This is a genomic window from Runella sp. CRIBMP, from assembly GCF_009905605.1.
GTDB lineage: Bacteria > Bacteroidota > Bacteroidia > Cytophagales > Spirosomataceae > Runella.
This window is the reverse complement of the sequence record NZ_JAAAKZ010000001.1, coordinates 747475-773783: the sequence shown is the minus strand read 5'-3', so window position 1 is coordinate 773783 and position 26309 is coordinate 747475. Positions and strand designations below refer to the sequence as shown.

Here is a 26309-nt window from a genome sequence, read left to right as displayed (position 1 = left end):
AATCCACAGGTGTACTCATGGTGATTCCGTTAAACCTACCAGCCCGCGACCAGTTTACCGACCACGAGTTGGTCACATTCTGTTTATCCAATCCCGACCGTTCAAGTTGAACGGGATGAGAATGGCCAAATTTTTATAAATATGTCTCCTACCCACCTCTTGACAAGCACAAACAACAGTGAATTAAATGGTGATAGGCATCTAACGGCGTACGATTGGGTTGGTTGATCACCATGAGTGAGCAACAAACCTACATTTATCGCCCAAGCCAACCAGTAGAAACCAAAGCCTTTTCCAAAGCATTAGACGGTGGGGATGTATTAATTGATTTTGAAGTTGTATTGAACAACATTGTAGAAATATAGTTTTAAAAGCACGACCTTTGGCAAAAACTGCTCCTCCATGCTTATTTCACTTATCGTAGCAGCGGCCCAAAATGGTGTTATCGGGCGTGATAATCAGCTCATCTGGCATTTGCCCGACGATTTGAAGCAATTCAAACGCCTCACCACAGGCTACCCCATCATCATGGGGCGCAAAACATTTGACTCCATCGGAAAGCCCTTACCCAACCGGACATCTATCGTCATTACGCGAAATCAAGATTGGCAATTTGAAGGCGTAATTGTGGTCAATTCAGTCAACAAAGCTATTGAAGCCGCGCGCCAAACGGGCACCGACGAAGCCTTCGTCATTGGCGGGGCAGAAGTATATAAAATGACATTGCCCGTAGCCGACAAAATTTATCTGACGGAAGTAAAAGCGGAGTTTGAAGGGGATGCCTATTTCACTATCCCCAATAAAGAAAAGTGGCAAGAAATCAGCAGGGTAAGTCATGCAACCGACGAAAAGCACGCCATTGCATTTGATTTTGTAGAATTGGTGCGCCAAGGCTGATAGAGTCCGTGAAGGCAGTAGTGTCTGACGGTTTAGAACCGTCGGACACGGCTAGCGTCTAAACCGCCCAACAGATGCAGGAAACGAGCCCTCGTACCTGAGCAAGCTTCTTGCTAAAGTCAAGTATATTTTTGATTTTGCAAGGCACTTTATATAACCGAAAGCTCCCCTTCCTGATGAAAAACGCACTCCGAGTCATTGCGATTGGCCTTGTTTTATTGATTGGCGTGTTGTTGTTCAACACCCTCCGTATTTCTTCCAAACAAATGGCTGGCATAGCACCCGCACCCGCCCTAGCCATCAGCGATTCTGCCCTGACGCACTTGTCCGATGCCGTTAAAATCCGTACCGTTTCGTACGAAGATTTGTCGCTCATGGACAGTACGCAGTTCGAAAAATTCATTGGTTTCCTCGAACAAGCTTACCCTCTCACCCACGCCCGTCTCAAACGCGAACGGGTTAACGGCTACGCTTTATTGTTTGAGTGGAAAGGAAAGAACCCTACCCTCAAACCTGCCCTGCTGATGGGCCACTACGATGTTGTTCCCGTAGTACAAGGCACCGAAAAAATGTGGAAACACCAACCTTTTGCGGGAGATATTGCTGATGGTTTTATTTACGGTCGTGGTACGCTTGACGACAAAGTAACGGTTATCGGGGTTTTGGAAGCAATCGAATATTTATTGAAGCAAAACTACCAACCTGAGCGCTCCTTTTACCTAGCCTTCGGCCACGACGAAGAGGTTTCCGGGCGCTACGGGGCACGCCAAATTGCGGCGTTGCTTGAAACCAGAAAGGTACAGTTGGAGTACGTCATGGATGAGGGCGGCACTATTAAGACCGATGGTGTTTCGGGCATCACCACTCCTATTGCACTCATTGGCATCGCCGAAAAAGGCTACACGACCCTTCAATTAACCTCAGTGGGCGACGGAGGCCATTCGTCCATGCCACCGCCCCAAACCAGCATCGGCATGATGGCCGAAGCGATTGACAAGCTTCAGAAAAATCCTTTCCCCGCGCGTTTGGAAGGCGCGGCCAGTTATTTACAGGATTACCTCGCCCCCGAAATGCCCTTCGGCACCAAATTAGCCATGGCAAACCGCTGGCTACTCAAGCCAGTGATTGTCAATATTCTCGCTAAAACCAACGCTGGCAACGCCATGGTTCGCACGAGCATTGCCCCCACCGTAATCCACGCAGGCGTTAAAGACAATGTGCTCCCTGTGGAGGTCATTGCCAAAATAAACTTCCGAATTCTGCCTGGTGATTCTGTAAAAGGTGTAGCCGAGTATGTCCAAAAAACCATTGATAACGAGCGCATTACAATTGAAACACTCAAACAGTTTGACTCCGAGCCCTCCCCCGTTTCTGATACCGCTACCCTTGGATTTCGGGCGTTGCACCGAACCATCAAAAGCTGTTTTCCAGAAGTGATTGTAGCCCCTTATCTAGTGGTAGGTGCTACAGATGCGCGTTTTTACCGCAACGTGTGTTCAAATATCTACCGTTTTATGCCCGTTAGAATGAACGAAGAAGACCTCAAACGCCCCCACGGCACCAACGAGCGCATCAGTGAAACTGATTTCAAAAATGTGGTAAAATTTTATATTGAATTGGTAAAAAGAAGTTAGGTTGAAGCCGTTTCAAATAACGGCTGCTTATCTTTCAACTTCCTACTTTTTAGTCCTTCTTCAAGCAAGGTAAAATTCAGTTGTTTCCTGATTTATTTCTATATACTAACAATCTTTTAATGTCAAACTGGTCAATGTCACTCACTTTTTTGGTAATTTTAAACTTAATTTACACGTAATATTGCCTCAATGTTAAATCAACGCAATTCAATTACTTTTGCCGTATAAATCCTTTGATTGAAATGATTTCAAAATCGTTGCCAAGTTTTGATGAAGCCTTCGCTTGGGATTGCTTTAGAGGAGGGGACAAAAAGGCCTTTGCCGAAATCTATGAACGGTTTGTGAAAGTACTTTATAACTATGCCTACAAGCTGACCCACGACCCGCAAACCTCTCAAGATGCAGTACAAGAGCTTTTTGTAGAAATATGGGACACCCGCGAACGGCTCAGTGCCACCACTTCGATTCGATTTTATCTGTATCGGGCCCTGCGGCGCAAGATTCACCGTTCTTACCAAAATGAGTGGCGTACCGATCTGAATTCTTTGCAGGACCATGAGATTCCTGATACGCTCCTATGGCCTTCTATCGAAGAAATGACCATTACTGAAGAAACGTTTGATGCCAATGTAAAGTGGTTAAAATCTCAACTTGAGCAACTCTCGGCCCGGGAATACGAAGCGCTGCAACTACGCTTTTATGATGGGTTGGAATATGATCAAATCGCGGAAATACTGCAAATAAACGACCAGTCGGCCCGAAATTTAATCACCCGGGCCATTCAGCGTTTGCGCCGAAACCTCCCCGATTCGTTGCTTCACGTGCTGCTGTACTACGTTTTTCAATTTTCTATTAAATAATTTCAAAAAAAATTCAGAAAAAGTGAGTTACCGATAAAGTTTCCTGCTTTTTCTTCATGAGGGGTAAACGTTTACTGTTTACACGCCATTCGATTTATTATTTATGAAGCCCCTTTCCGAATTTTCTGCGCGTGATTTTGCCGAACATCCGGACTTCAGAAATTGGGTACAAGCCCCAACGCCGGAGTCGGATACTTTTTGGGAAAATTATCGCCAGACTTATCCACACCAACAACCCCATATACTGAGGGCCCAAGCTTTGGTTAAAGCCATCGCCGAAAGCCCTCAGTTTTTTCCTTCCGATTCCCAACTTTCCGAGATGTGGCAGTATATAGAAACTCACACATCGGAGAAAACCCCCACACCAGTCGTTCGTTCATTGAGAGTATGGTGGGCCGCCGCGGCCGCCGTCATTTTGGTCATGGCCGCGGGATGGATTTGGTGGCAGCAACGTCAACAGCCCATTTCGTACGATACCATCGTTGCCACCGCAACCAAGCAACTGGAAGAACGAATCAATACCCAAAATCAGATCCAACACCTTCGCCTTCCCGATGGAAGTTCGGTACAGTTGGCTCCCAAAAGTCGGCTGAGTTTTGCGAAAAAATTCGAAAACCTACGCGAAGTATACCTAGATGGAGAAGCTTACTTTGAAGTAAAACGTGACCCCGAACATCCTTTTTTGGTATACGCCGCCGAAACGGTGACTCAAGTAGTAGGTACGAGTTTTACCGTGCAGGCCTTTGTAGGAAAACCCAACGTAAACGTGTCGGTCCAGGAAGGCAAGGTGGCGGTCTCGTCGCGAAAAAACCTATCTAACGACCTTAAAAACACGGTTTTACTCGCCGCCAATCAACAGGCAACGTTTGTCAGAAACGGTGAGATTTTGGTAAAATCGCTGGTAGAAAATCCCACCAAAATTATCGCCGACCAGAAAGAATTGGTTTATACCGACCGTTCAGCAGTAAGCGTATTGCGTGACTTAGAGCAACAATACGGGGTAGAATTGGTATACGATGAAGATGTGTTGAAGAAATGCTTTGTTACAATAAGTTTTTCTGACGAAGTATTTTATGAGCGTCTGCGTTTACTATGCCGTACCATCGGGGCCGAGTACGAAACCATTGAAACCCAGATTGTCATTAAATCCAACGGATGCCAATAACCTTGCATTCAGTTTCGTTTTATTGAATAGATTTTTATATCCACTCCTCTTTTTAAAAGCAAAATGGCCGGTGAAGGACCAGTTCACCGACCAAAAACAGTAAGCCCTCAACCATCTGCAATACGGTTGACGCAGGGCTTTTTTGTCGTGTCCGCGTTTTCCACATCGAACAAAACAAACAAAAATATGAATTTTTTTTCCAACTAATCATTGGTTGTACGTAGCCTTGAAAATTACTACTGCCCAACTCGTTTTCGTGCTGCTGTTGATGAGCGTTGGCTACACCCGACGAGCCGCAGCCCAGGATGTCCTCAACCAACGATTCTCGTTAAAGGTTGAGAACCAATCCCTGCGTCAAGTGCTCAATAAAATCGAAAAACAGGCAAAAGTTCGTTTTTCTTATCGGTCCGAAATACTTAAAAAAGTGCCCACAGTCAACCTGACGGTGAAGGACGAAAAGCTAGAGAATGTATTTGACCAACTTTTTTCGCCCCTTCAAATCAACTATGAGATTATAAGCCGAAAACAAATTGTACTCACCAAAAAACCGCAAAGAATCACGGTTTCACCCTTAGAACTTCCTAAACGCACCAAAAGCACGTCCATAGAAACCCTCATCTCTGGAACGGTCAAAGGAGAAAACGGCGAAGGACTGCCCGGCGTAAATATTTTGGTCAAAGGAACGGTCAAAGGAACTTCCACCGACGTCAACGGCCACTTCACCCTTTCCGTACCTCTCCCACAAACGGTTTTGGTATTAAGTTACGTGGGCTACCTCCGTCGGGAAATAATGGTGGGAAATCGAACTACCCTCGAAATTGTGATGGATTCTGATTCTAAGTTACTTTCAGAAGTCATAGTCGTAGGCTACGGAACCCAAAAGAAAGCACACCTCACCGGTGCCGTTGACCAAGTAACGAGCGAAGTACTCGAAAACCGTTCGTTGCCCAACCTGACCCAAGGTTTACAAGGTGTAATTCCCAATCTAAACCTGCGCATGGCCGACGGAAAACCCATACAATCTCCTTTATATAATATTCGCGGCACTACTTCCATTGGGCAGGGAGGAAACGCCCTGATTTTGATTGACGGCGTAGAAGGCGACCCTAGTCGCCTCAATCCCAACGATGTAGCGAGCGTAACGGTCCTGAAAGATGCGGCATCGGCAGCTATCTACGGAGCCAGAGGGGCGTTTGGCGTGGTACTGATTACCACCAAAAGTCCCCAAAAAGATAAGACCGTGATTAGCTATTCGCTCAACCACTCTATCAAAAGCCCCACCACGCTTCCTAAATTCGTGACCAATGGATACGAGTTTGCAAAGATGTTTAATGAAAGCTGGACGGCTTGGAATGATTATTCACAGACCCCACAAAACGTCAATAAAACACTTCGCTTCTCTCCCGCCTACCTGACCGAATTTGAACGGAGAAACAATGACCCCACCCTGCCCAAAACAGACATCGACCCCGCCACCGGCGAGTACGTATACTACGAAAATACCGATTGGTACAAGGAGTTGTACAAAGAAAATAACAGCGCCACTGAGCACAACCTTTCAGTGTCGGGCAGCAGTGGCAAAGCAGATTTTTACTTAACAGGTCGTTATTATACGCAAAGCGGCCTGTTTCGTTACAATTCCGACGATTACCGCCTCATGAGCGTACGGGCCAAAGGGTCGATTCAGCCATTTCCGTGGTTGAAAGTGACCAATAACGCCGATTTTTCTTCCATGAAATACCATAATCCGCTCAACGTAGGTGAGGGCGGGGGCATCTGGCGCAACATCGCCGACGAAGGCCACATGATGGCACCAATGTTTAACCCTGACGGAACCCTTTCTTATTCAGCGGCGTATACGGTAGGTGATTTTTGGTACGGCAAAAACGGCATCGACATGGACAAACGCGTGTTTAGAAACACGACCGATTTTACCAGCCAATTTTTCAATGACCAATTCAGGATAAAAGGAAATTTTACCTTTCAAAATACTGACGACAACGAATACCGCCGTCGGGTGCCCGTACCCTATAGCCGCAAACCTGGGGTGATTGAATACGTAGGCACAGGCACCAACGATTTGCAGAATATTTACCGTGAAACACTCTACACAGCTACCAACCTATACGCCGAATACGAGCCTAAAATCAGTCCAAATCATTTTCTAAAAGCATTGGTGGGGTATAACTACGAATTATCAACTTTTCGCCGCCTCGAAACCATACGTAATGGACTGATTTACGAAGATGCAAACGACATCAACCTTGCCTTGGGGCAGTCGGTCAGTACGAGCGGCGGCTGGGAAAAATGGGCGGTTGTGGGTGGTTTTTACCGGTTTAATTATTCTTTTAAAGACAAATACTTGTTGGAACTCAACGGCCGCTACGACGGCTCGTCCAAATTTCCATCAAATGAGCGGTATGCATTTTTCCCCTCTGTTTCAGCAGGTTGGCGCTTGTCTAACGAATCTTTTTGGAAGATTTTGCCAAAATTTATCAGCGACCTTAAAATCAGAGGCTCCTACGGCTCGCTCGGCAACGGAAGCATTGGCTCTTATGCGTTTCAAGAGCAATTTTCCATTTCGCAATCCAACCGAATCTTAAACGGAGTCCGTCCCCAAAAAACAGGGCAACCCAGCGTCATTCCCGATGGCCTCACGTGGGAAACCTCCACCACGCAAGATGTAGGAATCGACTTGGGAATGTTTAACAATCGCCTGATTCTTAACGCCGATGCATACATTCGCAAAACGACCAATATGTTTACGGTGGGAATGACGCTACCCGCGGTTTTCGGGACCGATATTCCCAAAGGCAACTACGCCGACCTCACCACCAAAGGCTGGGAGGGCGTTTTGTCGTGGCGGGATAAATTCCAAGCAGGTGGTAAGCCTTTCGACTACGAAGTACGCCTTACGATGGCTGATTATACCTCTACCATCGACAAATTCAACAATCCCAACAAGAAACTCAGTGACTACTACGCTGGGCAAACCATCGGTGAAATTTGGGGTTATACCACCGACGGGTACTTTACCTCCTTAGGCGATGTGGAGAATTCCGCCAAACAAACCTTGTTTAAAGCCTCTAACACGGGACAATGGTTGCCCGGTGACATAAAATTTAGAGATTTGAACGGCGATGGCCAGATTGACAACGGTGATAATACCGTGGCAAGCCCCGGCGACCGCAGTATCATCGGCAATTCGACACCTCGTTACACTTACGGAATCATCCTCAGTGCCAACTGGAATAACTTCTTTTTTTCTACCTTCTTTCAAGGCGTTGGGCAACAGGATTGGTGGCCGGGCCCAGAAGCTGCTATTTTTTGGGGACAATACAACCGTCCATACAATAAGTTGCCCGAATGGCACATGGGGAATATTTGGTCGCCCGAAAACCCCAATGCCTACTTGCCGCGCTACCGAGGGTACGTAACGCAAAATAGCGCCGGAGAGCTGTATCAGGCCCAAACTAAATACCTTCAAAATGCGGCCTATCTCCGGATGAAAAATCTTCAGATTGGCTATAATTTACCCCGCGTGCTCATTAAAAAGTTGGGAATGAACACAACCAAAATTTTTGTTTCGGGCGAAAATCTCGCAACATGGTCGCCACTCTACAAACTCACCCGCGATTTGGACGTAGAAAACCTCGGTCCGTCCGACAGCGTGGTCACCAACGGAAATAGCGGCAACGGGTACAACTATCCGATTTTGAAAAGTATTACCATCGGCCTATCGGCAACATTCTAAGCTAAAATCAGCCTTGCACAAATGAAAACATATACGATAGGATTTTTATTGACACTGTTTTGCCTCGCTGGTTGCAGCGAATTAGATCAGGTGCCTGAGGCAACAGCCACCAAAGATGCCGTTTTTAGCAACGAAAAAGGCCTAGAATTATACACAGCTTCTTTTTACGATAACTTGCCCAACGCCAGCGAAATCCACAAAGGAGACGCCATGGCCGATTACAGCGTGCGCACCCAAGTGCCCGATTTTTTGCGCGAAGGAGCCTATGGCCCACGCCAAAGTACAGGCTGGTCGTGGACGGCATTGCGCAACATCAATTACTTTATTGCCAACAATACCAACCCTTCCATCCCCGTCGACGTGCGTAAACATTACAACGGAATGGCGCGTTTTTTCAGAGCGTGGTTCTACTTCGACAAAGTGGTGCGTTTTGGCGATGTTCCGTGGATTAATAAACCCCTAGATGTCTCGGATGGAGCCTTGTTTGGTGGCCGTGATCCCCGCAGTATGGTCATGGACTCGGTATTGGCCGATTTAAACTACGCCTGCGAAAACATCCGCACCACCAACGACAACACCCGCAGCGTGATTACCAAATACGTGGTTTATGGTTTTAAATCACGCGTATGTCTCTTCGAAGGAACTTTCAGAAAGTATCAAACTTCGTACACCCTGATGGATACCTCCGAAAAATGGCTCACCGAAGCAGCCAATGCTGCCGATAAAGTAATGAAAGAGGGCGGTTTCAGCCTCAACGAAGCGGGTGGTTCCGAAAAATCCTACCGTCAATTATTTACGAGTAAAACCCCTGTTACGTCCGAAATCATGCTCGCCACAGTCGTAGACCCCGCCCTGAGCATCTTCAACGACGCCAACTGGTGGTGGACCAGCGCCACCTACGGAGCGCGGGTGAGTTTGAATCGTACTTTCATAAATACCTACCTAAATATAGATGGAACACCTTTTACCAGCCGCGCAGGGCACGAAGTCCTCCCGTTTATGGAAGAGGTAAAAGGTCGGGATAAACGCCTACAACAAACCATTCGGGTGGGAAATTATACTCGTATCAACGGCGGAACTGCGGAGCCTGCCCCGCCCGTATTTTCTTACACGTACACAGGGTACATGCCCATCAAGTGGTCGCTGGATGATACCTATTTTGATGGCGGAAGCCGCAACGACAACTCCATCTGCCTCATGCGCTACGCCGAAATACTTCTCAACTATGCCGAGGCAAAAGCAGAGCTTAAAACCCTAACCGACGCCGATTGGGCAAAAACCGTAGGAGCATTACGCAAACGAGCAGGCATAACGGGTGGTTTTACCGCCAAACCAACCGCTATTGACGCATATCTTCAAGTCCATTACTTCCCCGAAATTACGGATGCTACTCTACTCGAAATCCGGCGCGAACGAGGCATTGAGCTAGTATTTGAGGGCTTCCGATTCAACGACATTATCCGCTGGAAGTGCGGCGAATTAATGGAGCAAATCTGGAACGGTTTCTACGTACCCGCCCTCGACAAACCCTTAGATCTGAACGAAGACGGGAAGAATGACGTCGTTTTTTATAAAATAAGACCTACTACTCAATTGGCGGGGGTAACGTATATTAATGTGGCAGAAACTATAAACGGCGTAGCCAACCCTCAGCGCTTGAAAAACGACACCTACGGAGAACTCACTTGGCTGACCAATATTCCTCGAAAATGGAATGAAAAATATTATCTTTATCCCATTCCGGAAGCGGATAGACTGTTAAATCCAGCCTTAGGACAAAACCCTGGTTGGTAATCCACTCAATTTCAAACTACTATTCTTTCACAAATGAACAAAAGTCTGTTTTTAGGGGTATTGTTTGTACTCTTTGCCCAAAACGTTTATTCACAAAAAAACACCCCGATTGTGGTGGCCACGTACAATGTAAGGTATAACACCCCCAACGACGGCGTCAATGCCTGGCCTAACCGCAAAGAAGAAGTAAAAGCGCTGATTCGCTACCACGAATTTGATATTTTTGGCACACAGGAAGGCTTGCGCGGGCAGTTGGACGACATTGCTGAATTACAAGAATTTACGTTTTTTGGAGCTGGCCGCGACGACGGTCAAAAGGCGGGCGAGCATTCGGCCATTTTCTACAAAAAAGACCGTTTTAAAGTATTACAATCGGGCAATTTCTGGTTAAGCCAAACCCCTGACAAACCTTCCAAAGGATGGGATGCTACCTGCTGCAATCGTATTTGTTCGTGGGTAAAATTCAAAGATGCCACGACGAAGAAGGAGTTTTACTTTTTCAGCGTTCACTTCGACCACCAAGGCGTTGAAGCCCGCCGCCAGTCGGGGAAATTGATGGTGCAGAAAATCAAAGAAATTGCCAAAGATGCACCCACGATTTGCGTGGGAGATTTTAATTCCACCCCCGAAACTGAACAAATTATCGAAATGCAGACGCTGCTCAGCGATGCAAAAAAGGTATCAGCCATGGCTCCTTATGGTCCCGAAGGCACATTTAACTCCTTTAAGTTTGACGCACCGATGAAAAACCGAATTGACTATATCTTTGCAAGTAAGCAAATATCTGTCTTAAAATACGGTGTCCTGACCGACGCAAAAGAGCAACGCTATCCTTCAGACCACCAACCCGTTGTGGCAAAGGTCGTGATTAACTAAGAAGTTTTTTTGCTAAAAATGCCCCCTGAGGAAATTATTAGGGGGCATTTTTATGATTTCTACGGTCGATTTACCCTTGTATTTTCTCCTGATGTCTCCACAAATCCTGAAAAATAGCGCTGTTTTGGCGGAGGGACTCAAACGTTCCTTGGTCGGCGATTCGGCCGTTTTGAAGAATATAGACGTAGTCAAATTTGGTCAAAAGATGCAGACGGTGAAGCGTGGAGACAACCGCCTTACCGCTAAATTCTTCAAACAAACGGTCATAAATCTGCACCTCCGTTTTGGGGTCAACGCTGCTCGTTGGCTCATCCAAAAGCACAATGTCACTGCTTCGGGCGGCCAATACGCCCCGCGCTAAAGCCAAACGCTGTTTTTGTCCGCCTGATAAATTCACCCCTTTTTCCTGAATGTTTGATTGCAGCCCGTTGGGCAATTGCGCAATCACTTCCGAAAAATGCGCGGTGGCGCAAACCGCACTGATGTCGGTTTCTTCAAAAGGCAACCCAAGCGTAATGTTGTATTCAATCGTATTTTCAAATATTTCAGGTTCTTGCGGAAAGAGCGTTACGGTGTCGTTAATTGTTTCAAGCCCCCTAAAATCTTTCCCATCGATGTTGATTTTCAGCCCGCTTTCGGCTTGATACAACCCGCGCAACAGCGCCAACAATGTACTCTTGCCGCTACCGCTTTCACCAATAAACGCCACCCGCTGTCCGCGCTTAATGCTCAACGAAAGATTGTGCAAACTGTGGGCTTTGTGCTCGGCATCGTACAGCTCTTGGTGCGAAAAGTTCAGGTGTTGAATCTGAATCGTTTGCCAAGCAGTCGGCAGCATTTCCTCCGACTCAGCCCGGTGCTGTTGGGAATACGACTCACCAATGGCACGGGCCGTTTGCACGTCGGTATTGTACCGAGTGATTTCGGTATACTGCCAGGCCACATCCTGAAACACACTGGTAAACTGATTGACATACCCTAACAAAGTCACCAACCCACCGACCAAAAATACCGTATTGGGTACATAATTCTCATACACGTAGCCAATGGCGACTACCACATAGATTATTCCAATCAGCACGCTAGCAACAAACCATTTCCACTCATTGATAACCACCGTACGACGAAAAGGCGGAAAAATCTCGGCTACTTTTCCCATCAAGCTATTTTGCATTCGCTTTTCGAGCCGAAGCGTAATCACCGTAATGATATTGGAAAGGCTATCAAAAAGCGTGGAAGAAACGACGTGTTCTTTCTCGTTGGTTTCGTCAAGTGCTTTGATAAACGGTTTGTCAAATTTAAAAATAATCCAGACCGTCAATACACCAATCAAGACGCCGATGCCCCCGTAAAAAGGAGAAAAATATAGAATGGCGCCAAACGAAAAAATAAACTTGGCAAAGGCATGAAAAAACATAAAACCATTTTGAAAGAAATCTCTCAACGCTTCATAAGCTTTTCTGATGCGGTTGATGGTAGCACCGCTGTGGTGGTCTTGATGCCAACGTACCGGCAGATGCAAGGCTTGATGATAGAGTTCATCCAAAAAATTGCGGCTGAGATTAAAGGCCAATTCACGCTCCATTACCCGAGCAGGGCCGTGAAAAGCCCATTCCAACAGCATCAAAAACAAATATCCACCCGCATACATCCAAACGTGTTTAATCACGCCTGTACCTTCTTTTTGAATGGCTTCAATAAACCACCCATAAAGAAGCGGATTGAGGGCATACACGATATTTGCCAAAACAAACAGCCCATATACAAGCAAATAACGCCCCTTTTGCTGGCGGGCATACCGCCAGGCAATACGAAGCAAGGAAATATAGGGGTTTTGCATGGGTTACAATAATCAGCCTCAGGCGATTGTCGTCACTTTTTTCAAATCATCCCAAAAACTCGGGTACGATTTGGCCACCACGTGCGGTTCGGAAATTTCAACAGGAAACACCATACCTACTGGCGCAAAAGCCATGGCCATGCGGTGGTCATCGTAAGTCTCAATCACGGGTGTTGAAGGAGGAGTAGCAGGCGTTTCTGCCTTTTTTCTAACGATATATTTGGTGTTTTGCTCCAATTCAACCAACTCACCACCAATTTTGGGCAATTCTGCCTGAAGCGCCCCTACACGGTCTGTTTCCTTGATTTTCAGGCTTTCAATGCCCGTCATGGTTACCTCAATTCCTGCTACTGCCGCACAGGCCGCCACGGTTTGGGCCAAATCTGGACAATCGGTAAAATCCCACGCAAAAGCTTTGTCAGCGGGAATTTTAGTCAATAAAACACCGCGCTTGGTAAAGGCACTTTTTACGCCCATGTGCTCCATAATTTTCACAATGGCGCTATCGCCCTGCAAGGAGTTTTCTTTAAGACCCAATAATTCTACCTCCGCATCTTTGGCCAACGCCACCAAACTGTACCAATAACTCGCCCCTGACCAGTCAGATTCAATGGCATAGTGCGTTGGGATATAGTGTTGAGCAGGTACGCGAATGGTTTTAGCTTCCCAATTGGCTTCGTGGGTCACGCCAAAAGCCCGCATTTGTTGAAGCGTCATTTCAATATAAGGCCGCGAACCAATTTCTCCCGTCAATTCAAGCGTAATGCCGTCGGGTAACATGGGGCCAATCATCAACAAAGCCGAAATATACTGACTGCTTACATCCCCCCGAATCGTCAGGTGATTTTGGCCCGAATACTGAAAACCGTTAAGCTCGGTAGGAGGATAGCCTTCGTTTTGTTTATACGTAATGTTTGCCCCCAAAATACGCAATGCATCTACTAATATTCCAATCGGGCGCTCACACATGCGCGGTGTTCCCGTCATGGTTTTGTGTTGATTTGTAACGGCAAAATACGCCGTCAAAAAACGCATGGTAGTACCCGCATCCAGTACGTCGGCTACGACATCCGAAGACTGTAAAAGGCGCATCATGGTTTGGGTATCACGTGCAGAAGAAATATTCTCCAATTGGCCTTTAAACTGCGTCAGCGCATTAATGATCAATGCCCGGTTGCTTTCGCTTTTAGAAGAAGCCAGTCGGATTTCGGTACGAATGGGTTGAGTAGGTGGGTTAACAATAACTGAGTTCATGAAATAAGAAACGTTGGATGAAAGACATTGGGCCGAAATAAGTAGCATACTTTATTGTCAAAAGCCCAAGGCATTTCGTCGATTAATATAATAATTTTACAAAGTTAAGGCCATTTTTTTGCTTTTCAACATAAAAAAATACAATTTGCAGCTTGATTTATTCATAGCTTATGAATGATGTTTCGGTTATTATTCTGACGCACAACGAAGAAAAACACATTGAAAGATGTATTCAAAGTTTGCTGCACTTTACGGATAAAATCTTCATCGTAGATTCTGGTTCAACGGATCGTACCGTAGCCATCGCCGAATCGTTAGGGGCAAATGTAATGCATAACCCTTGGGTTACGTATGCGGTTCAATTCAATTTTGGCATCAATCACACGCCTTTTAAGACCGATTGGCTGATGCGCATGGACGCCGACGAGTACGTTACCCCTGAATTAGGCCAAGAGATAAAGCAATCACTTGCCGCTTTGAACAACGACACTACGGGTATCTATGTGAAACGCCGGGTCATGTTTATGAACCAATGGATAAAACGCGGAGGATACTATCCGATTTGGCTTTTAAGGCTTTGGCGAAGAGACAAAGGAATCTGTGAAGAACTTTGGATGGATGAGCACATTAAACTTTCAGAAGGCGCCACGGTCCAATTCAAAAATGACATTGTGGATCATAATCTCAACAACCTGACGTGGTGGACGCAGAAGCACAATAATTATGCCATTCGGGAAGTAATTGATTTATTGGACATAAAATACAATTTTACGGAAGCCAATCGCGTTATACCTAAACTTTTTGGAACGCAGGATCAACGTAAACGTTTCCTAAAGCTGAAATACGCTTCTTTACCCCTTTTCACACGTCCTTTTGCCTATTTTTTTTATCGTTATTTTGTAAAGTTAGGTTTCCTTGACGGCAAAAAAGGCCTGATTTGGCACTTCTTACAAGGACTTTGGTATCGCTTTTTGGTAGATGCCAAAATATATGAAGTTTATCATCGAGTTGGGAAAGACAAACAAGACATCATCGAATTTTTCCGAAATGAATACGGAAAAGACTTATCAGCGGTTCAAAACCGACCTGTCGAAGTACGACAATAGTTGGTACAAGCAGCCACCTTTCATAAAAAATGTGCTTTGGTTTATTACAAACGCCATTTTTTTGAATTCATATTTGCTCGTACCAGTTTCATTAAAACGCCTCATTTTGAGAGCCTTTGGTGCAACAATAGGCACTGGAGTCATGATTAAGCCAAAAGTAAATATCAAATATCCATGGTTACTTAATGTAGGTAATTACGTCTGGATAGGAGAAGAGGTCTGGATTGACAACCTGACGACAGTATCGCTGGGGGATCACGTATGTTTGTCGCAAGGCGCTATGCTCCTTACGGGAAATCATGACTATACCCGCAGTACTTTTGATTTAAGCGTGGGTAAAATCGTCATTGAAGACGGCGTTTGGATTGGTGCAAAAGCCATGGTGTGTCCCAATGTAGTTTGCCATTCGCACGCGGTATTGGCCGTAAATTCGGTTGCAGTCAAAGACTTGGAAGCCTACGGAGTCTATCAAGGCAACCCAGCACAATGGATAAGAGAACGAAAAATAACTGAATAATTACAGCATATACAACAAATATAGCTTCTCCCTCAACAGATAAATTAATAAGGAAGGAGAACGGTTAACATTTCGAAACTTTGAAAGTAAGCATTATAACGGTCGTTTTTAACGGAGAAAAAACCATACGAAGTTGTATTGATTCGGTGCTAAAGCAGTCCTACAAAGACATCGAATATATCATAATCGACGGAAAATCAACCGATACGACACCAGAAATTGTTAAAAGTTACGGCACGAAAATTGCTGTATTTTTGTCCGAAAAAGATGCTGGAATTTATGATGCCATGAACAAAGGCATCTCTCTAGCAACCGGTGAGGTAATCGGCATCTTGAATGCCGACGACTTTTATCACGACGCTTTTGTCATTGAGCATATTGTTGATAGGCTGATAGAAACAAACGCAGAGGCAATCTACGGTGATTTGATTTACGTAAATGCCGACGATACGCACCGAGTAACGCGTTATTGGAAATCTGGTAACTACCAAAGGAGTAACTTTTTGTTTGGATGGATGCCACCTCATCCAACGTTTTTCCTTCGAAGTTCGTCCTATAAGAAATTCGGGACGTATCGATTGGACCTTGGAAGCGCGGCTGATTACGAGCTCATGCTGAGGATGATGTACAAACACCAAATAAGTGTGACCTACCAACCTCAAATCACAACCGTAATGCGAACAGGTGGCGTCAGCAACAAGTCGCTTGATAATCGTTTAAAAGCAAATACAAGCGACCGGATGGCGTGGACTCTCAACGGAATTAAACCTTATTGGTTTACGCTGTGGTTAAAACCCCTCCGAAAAGTTTTACAGTTTGTTTACAAGCCAAAATATACCGAATAATAAATTGCCCCCTATTTTCGTCGTCGATTTTTGTTCGGTAATCTTATTTTTATAATTTTTGTTTTCAAGTTATGAAGGCAAAGTAAGCTGAAATTGAATTTATGAATGCAGATATACTTATAGATGTACTCCGAACACAGTATCAAAATATACTTCAACACGAAGTGTATCAGTGCCTTATATCTTTTTTGATTGCCTGTGCCGTATCCGTTACATCTATCCCCGTCATCATTAACATCAGCGGTTTATTGGAGCTTAAAAAGAAGCCCAATTTTCGGAGCGCTCACCAGCAAGAAACCCCCGAATTTGGCGGAATAGCCATCTACGCCTCCCTGCTGATTGCCCACTTTCTTTGGCCTCATACCAATGAAAACACCGATTCTTACCTGACAAGTTTGGCCGTGGTAGGTCTCACGATTCTGTTTTTTCTGGGTCTAAAAGACGATATTTTGGTGCTCGACCCCAACAAAAAACTGTTGCTTCAAGTATTAGCCGTTTCAACACTTATTCTTTTGGGTGGGCTGAAAGTGGATAATTTCTTCGGGATTTTCGGTATTCATCAGATTCCAGATTTAATCAGCATTCCTTTTACAATCTTTATATTCATTGCGCTCATCAACGCCATTAACCTCATTGACGGGGTCGATGGTTTGGCGGGCGGGATTGCTTTTATTGCGGGGTTGAGTTTCGGGACGTGGTTTTTGCTTAACCACCATTTTTCAATGGCCTGTATGGCGTTCTCGATGTCGGGGGCTTTGCTGGGTTTCCTTCGGTTCAATTTCTCCAAAACCAGCAAAATTTTTATGGGTGATACAGGCTCACTTATTGTCGGTTTTTTGTTGGCTTTTTTTGCCGTAAAATTCATCCGACTCAACGTCACCTATATCCACGACAGCAGCGCATTTTTCAACGCACCTATTTTGGCGGTTGTGCTTTTGATTGTTCCGATATTTGATACACTGCGGGTATTTCTGGTACGTATACTTAACCGACGTTCTCCGTTTAAGGCCGACCGCAATCACATGCACCACGTTTTATTGGATAATGGCCTGAGCCACTTCCAGACTTCAATTACACTTTGGAGTATGACTATTGTTAACGTGATTGGTTATTTTTTGACTTTTAAGTACATTACAAATACCCAGGCTTTCTTTGTACTGGTAGGTCTTTTCTTTTTATATCTGCTTATTGGATATGTATTGAAAATGCGAGCGGTAAAAATGAAGAGGCAGGTATCTTGGGCCGATGTATGGAAACCTCAAGATTTACGCAGCCAACGTTACTCATGGGCAAAGAGATTCATTAAAGGATTATAATAACAGAAGAGAGGCTTAGTGCTTCTCTTCTGTTATTTGATAGATACCCCACCCGATATAATCATCTTCATCACATCGGCACTAGAGAGGCCTTCGAGTACTTCAATATGCTCCGCCGAAACAATAAAAAGTTCTCCAGAAAAAGCATAAGAATGGGGACAATAAACTGCCATATAGCCTTCCAATTGCAAATTGGACAAATCCGTTTGAGTAATAAAACCCAGTTTTTTAAGATTTGACTGTTGATTAACCGTTACCAGCACAGGTTGGTTAAATTTTCGCTTGTCGCCCACAAAAGCTGTGATGAGGTCTTTGAAGGAATAATAGATAAGACTCACCAACGGCATCTGCTTCAAAATGCTTTGGCCAAAAGCAAAAAATGACTGCGGCACAAAACGCGAGAAAATAAATCCCAAAAAAACGATACTTGAAAGGATAATCAACAGCCCCAAACCAGGTAAGTAAAGGGTCTGTTTGTCGCTTGTGTCAATATAAATGGGAAGAATACTGTCTAAATACCCAATCCCTTCTTTGATAATTACGAATGTAAAATAGGTCGGCGCTACCAATATAAGCCCACGGCCAAAGTAGGCCAGAATACGTTTAACGATACGATTTTGTAGCATTTTACGGCATAATAATAGTTTTACACTTGCCCGATTCTTGTAACGGCATCAACAAATCGGCAAGGCATTTGTTCTTCTCAACTGCGAATGTTTTAGGTAAGTTCCTTCTCTCGAACGCCATTAATCCCCTAATCGGCTCTAAAAATGGATAAAACTCTAAAAAAAAGAAAAAGATATTTCTTTATAATTACCCGATTTAATGAGATGTTTACATTTGAATACTACCCCTTCAAATTTACTTGTCTTCCGGTAAACGCGACCAATTGTATGGTGTCATTCTAATTTAATTACCCATATGCCGCGTACCAAAAATAAAATACATTCTCCATACTATATGGGAGCAATGGCTAAGTATTGCGACTTGGCCATTGGCGGTCATCCTTCTGCCCGGCCCACTGGGGAGGAACAGGCCGCGTGGTTTGCAAAACACCTTCGCAAAAAGGGTGAGCAAGGGGCCGATTGGGACGTGCCTGGTGTAGAAAGCCTGAAAAAAGTTTACTGTAAAATGCGCCGCTCCCCGTGGAGTTGCAGCTTCGATGAGTCAACGCTCAATAAAGTTTGCGGTATGATTGGGAAGGACGTGGAGTTTGCTGATTTCGAAACGTATGAGGACTTCAAAAAATGGATGGGTGAACCGCCAAACGGAGACGAAAATTGGCTGGCAATCATTGCCCGCGAACGCATCCAACAGCTTTTTGAGGAAACCGAAAAACAAAAATTATTGATACGGAATGCCGAAAATACGGCCCGTTCGCTCACGTTTGACATTGAAAAAATTGAGCAATACTTTGCGGTCGGAAACCTGTCGGCGGTGGAAGCGAATAAGTACGCTAAGTTTCAAAAAAAGCAACTGGAGCAACTGGAAAAACTGGCGGATTTTGCCATTCAGGAGATTGCTACCGAGTCGTTTGTTAAAGCCTTTAACACGGTATTTGTGTACGACAGCAATAAAATTTTGACCGTGACCTTGACCGCAAAACTTTGGAACTTTGCGTGGAAAATAGACCAATATCTAAAAGGATTGGTAAAGCCTAGCCCAGAAATGCTCCGCTATATGCTGGATCTCAAATGTAACCTGATGAAAACCGCAGGGGCAATGGAGAAGAACGAAATAGCCCAACAGCTTAACCGTGAATTTTTAGAACTGATTGACGAAAACGCTCCCCGCCACACGTTTGATTTATCCCCTCTGATTTCGTATCATTTGAGCAATTGCATCATTAATCCCCACTTCTACCACTTAAACCCCGAGTATCGCTCCAGCACCGATGAGTCGACTTCCCAAAAATCGCTCTCTCCGTTTTATTATTATCTGCTGGGTATTATTCAATATTACAGAGGTCGTCAATTTTACACGGCAGCGGTCCAAAACCTCCACCATGCACTTGATCATTGGAGCAAAACTGAGCTGAATAAAAGCGTGGAGGCAGCCCACGCATACTATTTACTGAGCAAAATACAACAGGAAATGGGGTACTTTGTTGAATCGATGTCGCTTTCCGAAAAAGCAAACATTATTTTAGGCAACGTTGCCGAAATGGATACTTTTTTTGAGAATCACCCTATTTTCGCAAAAAAGAGTACGCACAATATTGAAAAAGAGCCCCGTTGAGGTATCAATGGGGCTCTTCAGAAACCAAAAAGCATGACAACGGCAACGCCTCGACTTATGCTTTTTTTGCTTGCAGTTTTTTAACGGTGTATACCGCTGCACCTACTGCCAATGCCACCGACAAGAGTTTTACTACTTTTTTCACGGCTTTATGGATGATTTAGAAATGAGTAAAATGAACATTTAATGCTAATTTAGGACTTTATCTCAGGGTAGAGTTCACACGGTTGCACCTAATTAATAAGACTCCTAAAAGAGGCAAAAAGTTGATTGGTTTTGCAAAAAAATTACAGCAACAAAAGTGCCAATTTTTAAGAACGAGTTATAGCGTAGAAATACGTGTTTTAAGACCGTTTGATAATTTTTTACAATCTTTTCCCCAATTCTTCCAACTGTTGGTCCGTAAAATCCATGTGCGTCACAAAGCGCACTAGATGTTTGCCAAACGTAACGGCTCGAATTCCTTTTTGCGCCAATTGAGCCACGTAATCAACGGCAAGGATGGTTTCTGGCAAACGGAAGATGACAATATTGGTATCAATCGGGAAAATCTCTTCTACTTCAGGGAGTTGTTGAAGCATCTGCCCAATGGCTCGGGCCCGGGCGTGATCTTCGCGCAGACGCTCCACGTGATAATCAAGGGCATAAATACCCGCGGCGGCCAAATAACCCGCCTGCCGCCAGCCGCCCCCCATTACTTTTCGGAATCGTCGCGCTTGTTTTACAAAATCCTTCGTCCCCAACAACAACGACCCCACTGGACAACCCAACCCTTTGGAGAGACAAATGCTGATGCTATCAAACACACGGCCGTACTCCACGGGAGATTCGCCCGTTTCGACCAAAGCGTTGAAGAGTCTAGCACCGTCAAGATGCAAGCCTAGACCATGCTCGTTGCAAACCAGGCGAATGGACTCAATATCCGACAAATTATAATAGCATCCTCCGCCTTTATTCATCGTATTTTCGAGCGAAACGAGCCTCGATACAGCCGCATGAACATCGTCGGGATTATTGACGGCATCTCGTACCTGCTGTGCGTTGATACGACCACGGTCGCCCTCCAATAATTTAACCGAACTAAACGAATTCAGCGCTATTCCTCCTCCTTCGTAGAGGTAGATATGAGAATTCTTGTCACAAATTACTTCACTACCCGGACGCGTATGTACTCGAATTGCCAATTGATTGGTCATGGTCCCCGAAGCACAAAACAAGGCCGCTTCCATTCCAAACAATCGAGCCGCTTTTTCTTCTAATGCATTGACCGTCGGGTCATCGCCAAAAACATCGTCGCCGACAGAAGCCGAAAACATGGCTTCAAGCATGGGTTGAGTAGGCTTGGTTAGGGTATCAGAACGAAGGTCGATGGACATTATGGGGGATTGGTTGGTTTAAAAATTTGAGCGATGCAAAAATAACAAAAGGCGGACTTCTCCGCCTTTTGTTGTGGGAATAAACTGAAAACAATCAGCTTTTCAACACCAATGTGCTGGCAATCATATCGTGCAAGGCCTGTTTTTTGGCGGTAAAGGCCGCCATAATGTACCCAATCAGCATAATCATCCCCGAAACAATGCGCCCAACAAAACGAATTATTGCGGTGGTCGGGGTAATACGATTTCCGTTGAGGTCTGTTACTTTAAGTCCCATCGCTATTTTACCCAGAGTAGCCTGTTTTTCTGACGACTCCATTAGCACAAAATAAACGCCGCTGATGCCCCAGCTTACGAGCTGAATCATCAAGCCCGCTCCCATCATTGCCGAAAAAATGCTCATCGCCTCTCCGGGCTCCATTGTTTCGAGCGAATCTGTGTCAATCTTGGACGCTACCCCCAGACCTAAGGAAATCATAATCGGTACAATAATGAATGATTGAGCAACTCCAATAATGATTCCATCAATAATCAAGGCGACTAGCCGGCGACCAAAACTCGCATAGTTGGTAGGTTCTCCTACCTGAGTAATTACATTTTCCATGTTAAAAAGATTAAAAGGTTTCGAACGAATAGGTTGTACAAACCTATGATTTTCAGGCAAAAAACCAAACATTTTAGCCCATTCTTTCGCTGGTGTATTGAAGTTTTTTCTCTTTTTAATACCAAAAAGCCCACCTATATCTACTTGGCAATTTTCGTCAGCATTTACTTTCCTTTTGGCAACTATCTTTCGCCCTTTTCAAACACTTTCCAAAACCCTCCCAGCCACTACCATTTTTGATTAACTAGCCCTTCGCTTGCAGCACCTATTCACCCAAACTTCACAAAAACAGTCATATTGTCAGCAAAAAACAACCTAAAATTGACACATTAAGACATTTTGTCATTAATATAAAACCCACAGAAAACCAAACAAAAAAATACAATTAATTGAATATCAAACATTTAAATAAAAATAGATTATGTAAGTCAATTATTTTGTTGGTAGGTGGTACAAAAGTTGAAGATATAGAACCGTCGCATCGGCGAACCGTCGCATCGGCGAATTGAATCAGAAAACTTAAAACACTAAAAAAATAACAATCATGGCAACTTTAGTAAAAACAAACGGCAATTTCCCCAACTTATTCGGAAGTGTATTTGGCAAAGACCTCAATGACATTTTTGCCCCTGCTACATTGAGCAACTATGGCGTACCAGCCGTTAATATCGTAGAACACGAGGGTGGTTTTCGACTAGAAGTAGCCGCTCCTGGTCTCAAAAAAGAAGATTTTAAAATCAACTTAGAAAACAACGTGTTGACGATTTCGGCCCAACAAGAGCAAAAAAACGAAGAAAGTACTGAGAAATACACCCGCAAAGAATTTAGTTACACAAGTTTTCGCCGGGCTTTTACCTTACCTAACACCATCAACGGCGACCAAATCAACGCTGCTTACACCGACGGAATATTAAAAATCGAACTTCCTAAAAAAGACGAAGCGAAAAAATCGCCACGTATTATCGAAATCGGCTAATCCAGAAGAATAAATAACAGAAGCCCCACTTCTTGGATAAAGAGTGGGGCTTCTGTTATTAGCGTGTTGATGGTTTTGAGAATCCAACAACACGGCGCTTAAAGCAGTACAATATCATTTGCATTGGCTACTTCAAAGTTTTGAGTTTTGAGGTTTTGAGCAATTGAGCTTGAAGATTCTTTTGCTTTGGCCACCGCCACCGACGTACCTTCTTCATCCACAATTTCAACCGCTTCACCCGCTTCAAAATCTCCTTCTACTTCCGTGATGCCGACGGCTAAAAGGCTTTTTCGATTTTGAAGGGCCAACGCCGCCCCCGCATCGATTAGGATACGCCCCGCTACCAAACTACCACTTCCGAGCCAGCGATTGCGGGCCGAAAGCACGCTTTCCTGTGAAACAAACACAGTTCCAGTCTCTTCACGCAATGCCCTTAAAATACCATCCGACTCGTTCATCCCGAAGATAATCGTCCGAATGCCCATGCGCATCGCGAGTTTGGCGAAGGTAAGTTTAGAGGTCATCCCCCCCAAACCTACGCTAGACTTATCCGTTCTGACGTACTTAAAAACATCATTTACCTGCGAAACTCTCGGGATAACTTTACCAGTATTGTCCAACAATCCACCCACTGATGTACACAACATCAACGTGTCGGCACCGAAACCTACCGCAATGAGGGTTGCCAGTTCGTCATTATCAGAAAACTTTAATTCGCGGCTGCTGACTACGTCGTTTTCATTTACAATTGGGATAATGCCGTTGTCCCACAACTCCTGAAAGGTTTCTTTCATTTGTAAAAACTGGTCGCGATTGGCAAAATGCCCTCGCTCGCAGAGGCTCTGGGCCACGGGAATCTCATAAGGGGCAAAGAACTGCGCGTACTTGTTGAGCAATAGCAGGTTACCAATGGCCGCCGCCGCTTTACGCTGGGCTATTTCGCCCGCATAATTGCGGATATACTGCTTGCCAGCCGCCACCGCCCCCGACGATACAATCACCAAATGATACTCCGAATACAACTGCGCCACCTGCCGCGCAATCTCCACCATCACCAATTGATTCAGCTCTCCATTGGCTTTGGTAATGGCCGCACTTCCAAATTTTATAACTAAGATGGGTTTTGACATTAATCGTAATCTTTGCGGCAAAGTTACGAACCAGAAAGGGTTACCCAAATTTAGAGTTCAGGAATCAGCAGACAAAAACATAAAAAAGGATATTTTCTATCCTACTCAGCAACTCAAGCTACAGTATTTTCAAAAAGTAAGCTCACGCATAAATGGGGTAAGAATTCCCGATTCCCCATAATACAACGCTCACTTTTGCGGTTATTTCCCCTTTTATGCATTCATAGTCACTCCCTATTTTTTATTTATCTCAATCCGTAAACCTGCAAATTAAAAATATAACAAATTGATTACAAGGACATTAACAAGCATATATTCTTAGGCACAACCATTGTTATTTCTTCAAAACGGCCTGTCAGGGCACACTTTTTTAATCTTACTAGACAAATGACCGCACAAGCGTCATTGTTATGTATCACCAAAAATCATCAAAGAAAATTGTTATGGAAACAAACACAAGTGAAAAAAATCGCCATCTGACAGGCATGTTCCGGGACCGGGAAAGTGCGGAGAAAGCCTATAATTCACTAACCGAACGCGGCTATACCAAAGACGATGTCAATCTGGTCATGTCTGATGAAACCCGCAAAAAATATTTCGACAAGGACGATGATGTCAATACCGAGCTAGGCGACAAAGCCATGGAAAAAGCGGGTGTGGGCTCGGCCATCGGTGGTACACTCGGGGCCATTGTGGGGGCTATTGCCGCCATAGGTACTACACTGGCCCTTCCAGGGCTCGGGCTTGTAATCGCAGGACCAGTAGCGGCAGCCTTAGCCGGTGCAGGAGCTGGGGGCTTAACGGGCGGGCTAGTAGGTGCGCTGGTAGGTTCTGGTATTCCAGAAGACAGAGCCCATGAGTACGAAAAAGGTATCAAAGACGGTGGAATCTTTATGGGCGTGAAACCCAAAAACGAAGAAGATGCCCGTTATCTGAACGAATCCTGGAACCAAGGCCAAGGCCAGCAGAGTCATTACTAGCACTAATATCTTCTGAAAACCAAAGCACCCGGTGGCGTATAGTCATCGGGTGCCTTTTTTTTGCATTTTGCCGTTCATCTGTTTTACGGTTTAGCTACATGTCTCCCCCAACGACTTTTGACTTTTCAGCACAAAAAATCAGGGTCTTCTATCCTGGTAATAAGATAAAAGACCCTGTGTCAGATAGTACCCAAAATGTGGAGAGAAATCCCCTCCCGGGAAGTGCTCAAAAAAGATGCGTCGGCTACTTTCGAGCTACATTCTTCTTTACTTTTTTACCTCTGTTTTCGGCCCATTCTTCCGCTTTGGCAGTAGCAATGGCAATGGCACTTCCTTCGTCGCGCCCATCTTCCAAGAGTGCATTCGCAATTTCGATGGCTTTATCGCGTACCGGTTTCATGAGGTTCTTCATCGAAGGCGGAAAATCATCTTTAGTCCAAGGCATAGCTGTATCCGTTAAAAGGGGTGTGGATAATGACCTTTTCTTACATTTTATCGGTTTTTTTTTCCGTTTGTTCCGCCATTTGCAAATGGCGTTTTAACGTCGGTAGCGTTTTGGCAGCAAACGCCTTTATATCGGCGTCATTTCCTTTATCAGCGGCTTTCTCAAACGCGTCGATATCTTTTTTGTGGTCATCCACCATCATATTCATGTACTCTTTGTCAAATTCTTTACCAATTTTAGTGGTAAGGTCATTGACCATTTTCTGGTGTTTTTCCATGAGCATGGCGGGAAGCGTAATGCCTTTTTGAGCGGCCAATGATTTCAATTCATTGTTGGCTTTGGTGTGGTCGTCAACCATCATTTTGGCAAAATTCTTCACATAGGCCGATACAGCTTTATTAGCCGCCAATTGGCCCAATTCCACTTCCATCATGCCTCCGCTGGCGGCTTCAGTCAGAAACTCGGTATCTTCATCCTGAGCATCGGAAGCCGAATCAACCGACATAACAGCTGTATCTGCGGTAGAATCATTTGTGTCTTTGTTTTCTGAAGAATTACAAGCGGCGAAGCCCCACATTACGATGAGGGCCGACACCCAAATAAGTTTTGTTTTCATAACATTTTGTTTTAAAAGGTTGAATAACACAGCATTCTGATAAAAAGCTATGCCGGGCCTTTTAAAAATCTTATTCCATACAAAAA

At 44.7% G+C, this 26309-nt stretch carries 23 protein-coding genes; 15 read left to right on the top strand and 8 right to left on the bottom strand.

Going from position 1 to position 26309, the window contains the following annotated elements; genetic code table 11:
• Positions 1-233 precede the first annotated feature (233 nt).
• From GVN20_RS29905 to GVN20_RS03160, 8 genes are all read left to right on the top strand, one after another.
• On the top strand, positions 234-365 hold the full coding sequence (locus GVN20_RS29905) for a hypothetical protein (RefSeq protein WP_255455417.1): 132 nt from the start codon (positions 234-236) through the stop codon (positions 363-365).
• Between the two features lie 37 nt (positions 366-402).
• Entirely contained in the window at positions 403-897 is a 495-nt protein-coding gene (locus GVN20_RS03190; RefSeq protein ID WP_166556932.1) for a dihydrofolate reductase, read from the top strand.
• Between the two features lie 176 nt (positions 898-1073).
• Positions 1074-2531 (top strand): M20 family peptidase, encoded by a 1458-nt coding sequence (locus GVN20_RS03185; protein WP_166556931.1) that lies wholly within the window; start codon positions 1074-1076, stop codon positions 2529-2531.
• 242 nt (positions 2532-2773) lie between these two features.
• On the top strand, positions 2774-3391 hold the full coding sequence (locus GVN20_RS03180) for an RNA polymerase sigma factor (RefSeq protein WP_166556930.1): 618 nt from the start codon (positions 2774-2776) through the stop codon (positions 3389-3391).
• 103 nt (positions 3392-3494) lie between these two features.
• On the top strand, positions 3495-4556 hold the full coding sequence (locus GVN20_RS03175; RefSeq protein ID WP_166556929.1) for a FecR family protein: 1062 nt from the start codon (positions 3495-3497) through the stop codon (positions 4554-4556).
• 226 nt (positions 4557-4782) lie between these two features.
• A complete protein-coding gene (locus GVN20_RS03170) occupies positions 4783-8310 on the top strand; it encodes a TonB-dependent receptor (protein WP_310586805.1) in 3528 nt (1175 codons plus the stop codon).
• 21 nt (positions 8311-8331) lie between these two features.
• Complete coding sequence (locus GVN20_RS03165; RefSeq protein ID WP_166556928.1) at positions 8332-10104, top strand: RagB/SusD family nutrient uptake outer membrane protein; 1773 nt, start codon at positions 8332-8334, stop codon at positions 10102-10104.
• A gap of 33 nt (positions 10105-10137) precedes the next feature.
• Positions 10138-10980 carry an endonuclease/exonuclease/phosphatase family protein gene (locus GVN20_RS03160; protein WP_166556927.1) on the top strand — a complete coding sequence of 281 codons (843 nt, stop codon included), beginning with the start codon at positions 10138-10140 and terminating at the stop codon, positions 10978-10980.
• Between the two features lie 70 nt (positions 10981-11050).
• Here the strand turns inward: GVN20_RS03160 and GVN20_RS03155 are convergent, their stop codons facing one another.
• Together GVN20_RS03155 and GVN20_RS03150 are read right to left on the bottom strand one after the other, a co-directional pair.
• Positions 11051-12820: an ABC transporter ATP-binding protein gene (locus GVN20_RS03155; RefSeq protein WP_166556926.1), complete on the bottom strand. Its 1770-nt coding sequence runs from the start codon at positions 12818-12820 to the stop codon at positions 11051-11053.
• Positions 12821-12838: 18 nt separating this feature from the next.
• The gene (locus GVN20_RS03150; protein WP_166556925.1) at positions 12839-14074 is read right to left on the bottom strand and encodes a 3-phosphoshikimate 1-carboxyvinyltransferase; all 1236 of its coding nucleotides are present in this window, start codon (positions 14072-14074) and stop codon (positions 12839-12841) included.
• Between the two features lie 170 nt (positions 14075-14244).
• On the opposite strand from GVN20_RS03150, the gene GVN20_RS03145 reads away from it, so the two are divergent.
• The 4 genes from GVN20_RS03145 (at position 14245) to GVN20_RS03130 (ending at position 17858) form a co-directional block, all read left to right on the top strand.
• Positions 14245-15180 (top strand): glycosyltransferase family 2 protein, encoded by a 936-nt coding sequence (locus tag GVN20_RS03145; protein ID WP_166556924.1) that lies wholly within the window; start codon positions 14245-14247, stop codon positions 15178-15180.
• Positions 15122-15697, top strand: a complete 576-nt coding sequence (locus tag GVN20_RS03140; RefSeq protein ID WP_166556923.1) for a WcaF family extracellular polysaccharide biosynthesis acetyltransferase — start codon at positions 15122-15124, stop codon at positions 15695-15697. The genes GVN20_RS03145 and GVN20_RS03140 overlap by 59 nt, the downstream gene beginning before the upstream one ends.
• Before the next feature lie 80 nt (positions 15698-15777).
• Entirely contained in the window at positions 15778-16542 is a 765-nt protein-coding gene (locus GVN20_RS03135; RefSeq protein WP_166556922.1) for a glycosyltransferase family 2 protein, read from the top strand.
• A gap of 101 nt (positions 16543-16643) precedes the next feature.
• The gene (locus tag GVN20_RS03130; RefSeq protein WP_114459858.1) at positions 16644-17858 is read left to right on the top strand and encodes an MraY family glycosyltransferase; all 1215 of its coding nucleotides are present in this window, start codon (positions 16644-16646) and stop codon (positions 17856-17858) included.
• 32 nt (positions 17859-17890) lie between these two features.
• On the opposite strand, the gene GVN20_RS03125 is transcribed toward GVN20_RS03130, so the two are convergent.
• Complete coding sequence (locus tag GVN20_RS03125; RefSeq protein ID WP_166556921.1) at positions 17891-18484, bottom strand: DUF502 domain-containing protein; 594 nt, start codon at positions 18482-18484, stop codon at positions 17891-17893.
• A gap of 343 nt (positions 18485-18827) precedes the next feature.
• On the opposite strand from GVN20_RS03125, the gene GVN20_RS03120 reads away from it, so the two are divergent.
• Positions 18828-20096 carry a hypothetical protein gene (locus tag GVN20_RS03120; RefSeq protein WP_166556920.1) on the top strand — a complete coding sequence of 423 codons (1269 nt, stop codon included), beginning with the start codon at positions 18828-18830 and terminating at the stop codon, positions 20094-20096.
• A gap of 365 nt (positions 20097-20461) precedes the next feature.
• Here GVN20_RS03120 and GVN20_RS03115 read toward each other — a convergent pair whose 3' ends face one another.
• Together GVN20_RS03115 and GVN20_RS03110 are read right to left on the bottom strand one after the other, a co-directional pair.
• Entirely contained in the window at positions 20462-21472 is a 1011-nt protein-coding gene (locus tag GVN20_RS03115) for a low specificity L-threonine aldolase (protein ID WP_166556919.1), read from the bottom strand.
• A gap of 94 nt (positions 21473-21566) precedes the next feature.
• Positions 21567-22076 (bottom strand): RDD family protein, encoded by a 510-nt coding sequence (locus GVN20_RS03110; RefSeq protein WP_166556918.1) that lies wholly within the window; start codon positions 22074-22076, stop codon positions 21567-21569.
• 544 nt (positions 22077-22620) lie between these two features.
• On the opposite strand from GVN20_RS03110, the gene GVN20_RS03105 reads away from it, so the two are divergent.
• Complete coding sequence (locus GVN20_RS03105) at positions 22621-23052, top strand: Hsp20/alpha crystallin family protein (RefSeq protein WP_166556917.1); 432 nt, start codon at positions 22621-22623, stop codon at positions 23050-23052.
• Between the two features lie 98 nt (positions 23053-23150).
• On the opposite strand, the gene proB is transcribed toward GVN20_RS03105, so the two are convergent.
• Complete coding sequence (gene proB, locus GVN20_RS03100; RefSeq protein WP_166556916.1) at positions 23151-24182, bottom strand: glutamate 5-kinase; 1032 nt, start codon at positions 24180-24182, stop codon at positions 23151-23153.
• 443 nt (positions 24183-24625) lie between these two features.
• Here proB and GVN20_RS03095 point away from each other — a divergent pair, with 443 nt between their 5' ends.
• A complete protein-coding gene (locus tag GVN20_RS03095; RefSeq protein ID WP_166556915.1) occupies positions 24626-25162 on the top strand; it encodes a hypothetical protein in 537 nt (178 codons plus the stop codon).
• A gap of 244 nt (positions 25163-25406) precedes the next feature.
• Here the strand turns inward: GVN20_RS03095 and GVN20_RS03090 are convergent, their stop codons facing one another.
• Both GVN20_RS03090 and GVN20_RS03085 read right to left on the bottom strand, forming a co-directional pair.
• Positions 25407-25607: a DUF2188 domain-containing protein gene (locus GVN20_RS03090; protein WP_166556914.1), complete on the bottom strand. Its 201-nt coding sequence runs from the start codon at positions 25605-25607 to the stop codon at positions 25407-25409.
• Between the two features lie 40 nt (positions 25608-25647).
• Positions 25648-26223, bottom strand: a complete 576-nt coding sequence (locus GVN20_RS03085; RefSeq protein ID WP_166556913.1) for a DUF4142 domain-containing protein — start codon at positions 26221-26223, stop codon at positions 25648-25650.
• Positions 26224-26309 lie beyond the last annotated feature (86 nt).

Excerpts from the sequence above, each read along its gene's own strand:
- GVN20_RS03090 (WP_166556914.1), bottom strand. The coding sequence starts at position 25,607 with ATGCCTTGGACTAAAGATGATTTTCCGCCTTCGATGAAGAACCTCATG.
- GVN20_RS03115 (WP_166556919.1), bottom strand. The coding sequence starts at position 21,472 with ATGTCCATCGACCTTCGTTCTGATACCCTAACCAAGCCTACTCAACCC.
- GVN20_RS03185 (WP_166556931.1), top strand. The coding sequence starts at position 1,074 with ATGAAAAACGCACTCCGAGTCATTGCGATTGGCCTTGTTTTATTGATT.
- GVN20_RS03105 (WP_166556917.1), top strand. The coding sequence starts at position 22,621 with ATGGCAACTTTAGTAAAAACAAACGGCAATTTCCCCAACTTATTCGGA.
- GVN20_RS03140 (WP_166556923.1), top strand. The coding sequence starts at position 15,122 with ATGAATACGGAAAAGACTTATCAGCGGTTCAAAACCGACCTGTCGAAG.
- GVN20_RS03175 (WP_166556929.1), top strand. The coding sequence starts at position 3,495 with ATGAAGCCCCTTTCCGAATTTTCTGCGCGTGATTTTGCCGAACATCCG.
- GVN20_RS03120 (WP_166556920.1), top strand. The coding sequence starts at position 18,828 with ATGGCTAAGTATTGCGACTTGGCCATTGGCGGTCATCCTTCTGCCCGG.
- GVN20_RS03145 (WP_166556924.1), top strand. The coding sequence starts at position 14,245 with ATGAATGATGTTTCGGTTATTATTCTGACGCACAACGAAGAAAAACAC.
- GVN20_RS03190 (WP_166556932.1), top strand. The coding sequence starts at position 403 with ATGCTTATTTCACTTATCGTAGCAGCGGCCCAAAATGGTGTTATCGGG.
- GVN20_RS03125 (WP_166556921.1), bottom strand. The coding sequence starts at position 18,484 with ATGCTACAAAATCGTATCGTTAAACGTATTCTGGCCTACTTTGGCCGT.
- GVN20_RS29905 (WP_255455417.1), top strand. The coding sequence starts at position 234 with ATGAGTGAGCAACAAACCTACATTTATCGCCCAAGCCAACCAGTAGAA.
- GVN20_RS03155 (WP_166556926.1), bottom strand. The coding sequence starts at position 12,820 with ATGCAAAACCCCTATATTTCCTTGCTTCGTATTGCCTGGCGGTATGCC.
- GVN20_RS03150 (WP_166556925.1), bottom strand. The coding sequence starts at position 14,074 with ATGAACTCAGTTATTGTTAACCCACCTACTCAACCCATTCGTACCGAA.
- GVN20_RS03095 (WP_166556915.1), top strand. The coding sequence starts at position 24,626 with ATGGAAACAAACACAAGTGAAAAAAATCGCCATCTGACAGGCATGTTC.
- GVN20_RS03165 (WP_166556928.1), top strand. The coding sequence starts at position 8,332 with ATGAAAACATATACGATAGGATTTTTATTGACACTGTTTTGCCTCGCT.
- GVN20_RS03160 (WP_166556927.1), top strand. The coding sequence starts at position 10,138 with ATGAACAAAAGTCTGTTTTTAGGGGTATTGTTTGTACTCTTTGCCCAA.
- GVN20_RS03085 (WP_166556913.1), bottom strand. The coding sequence starts at position 26,223 with ATGAAAACAAAACTTATTTGGGTGTCGGCCCTCATCGTAATGTGGGGC.
- GVN20_RS03110 (WP_166556918.1), bottom strand. The coding sequence starts at position 22,076 with ATGGAAAATGTAATTACTCAGGTAGGAGAACCTACCAACTATGCGAGT.
- proB (WP_166556916.1), bottom strand. The coding sequence starts at position 24,182 with ATGTCAAAACCCATCTTAGTTATAAAATTTGGAAGTGCGGCCATTACC.
- GVN20_RS03180 (WP_166556930.1), top strand. The coding sequence starts at position 2,774 with ATGATTTCAAAATCGTTGCCAAGTTTTGATGAAGCCTTCGCTTGGGAT.
- GVN20_RS03130 (WP_114459858.1), top strand. The coding sequence starts at position 16,644 with ATGAATGCAGATATACTTATAGATGTACTCCGAACACAGTATCAAAAT.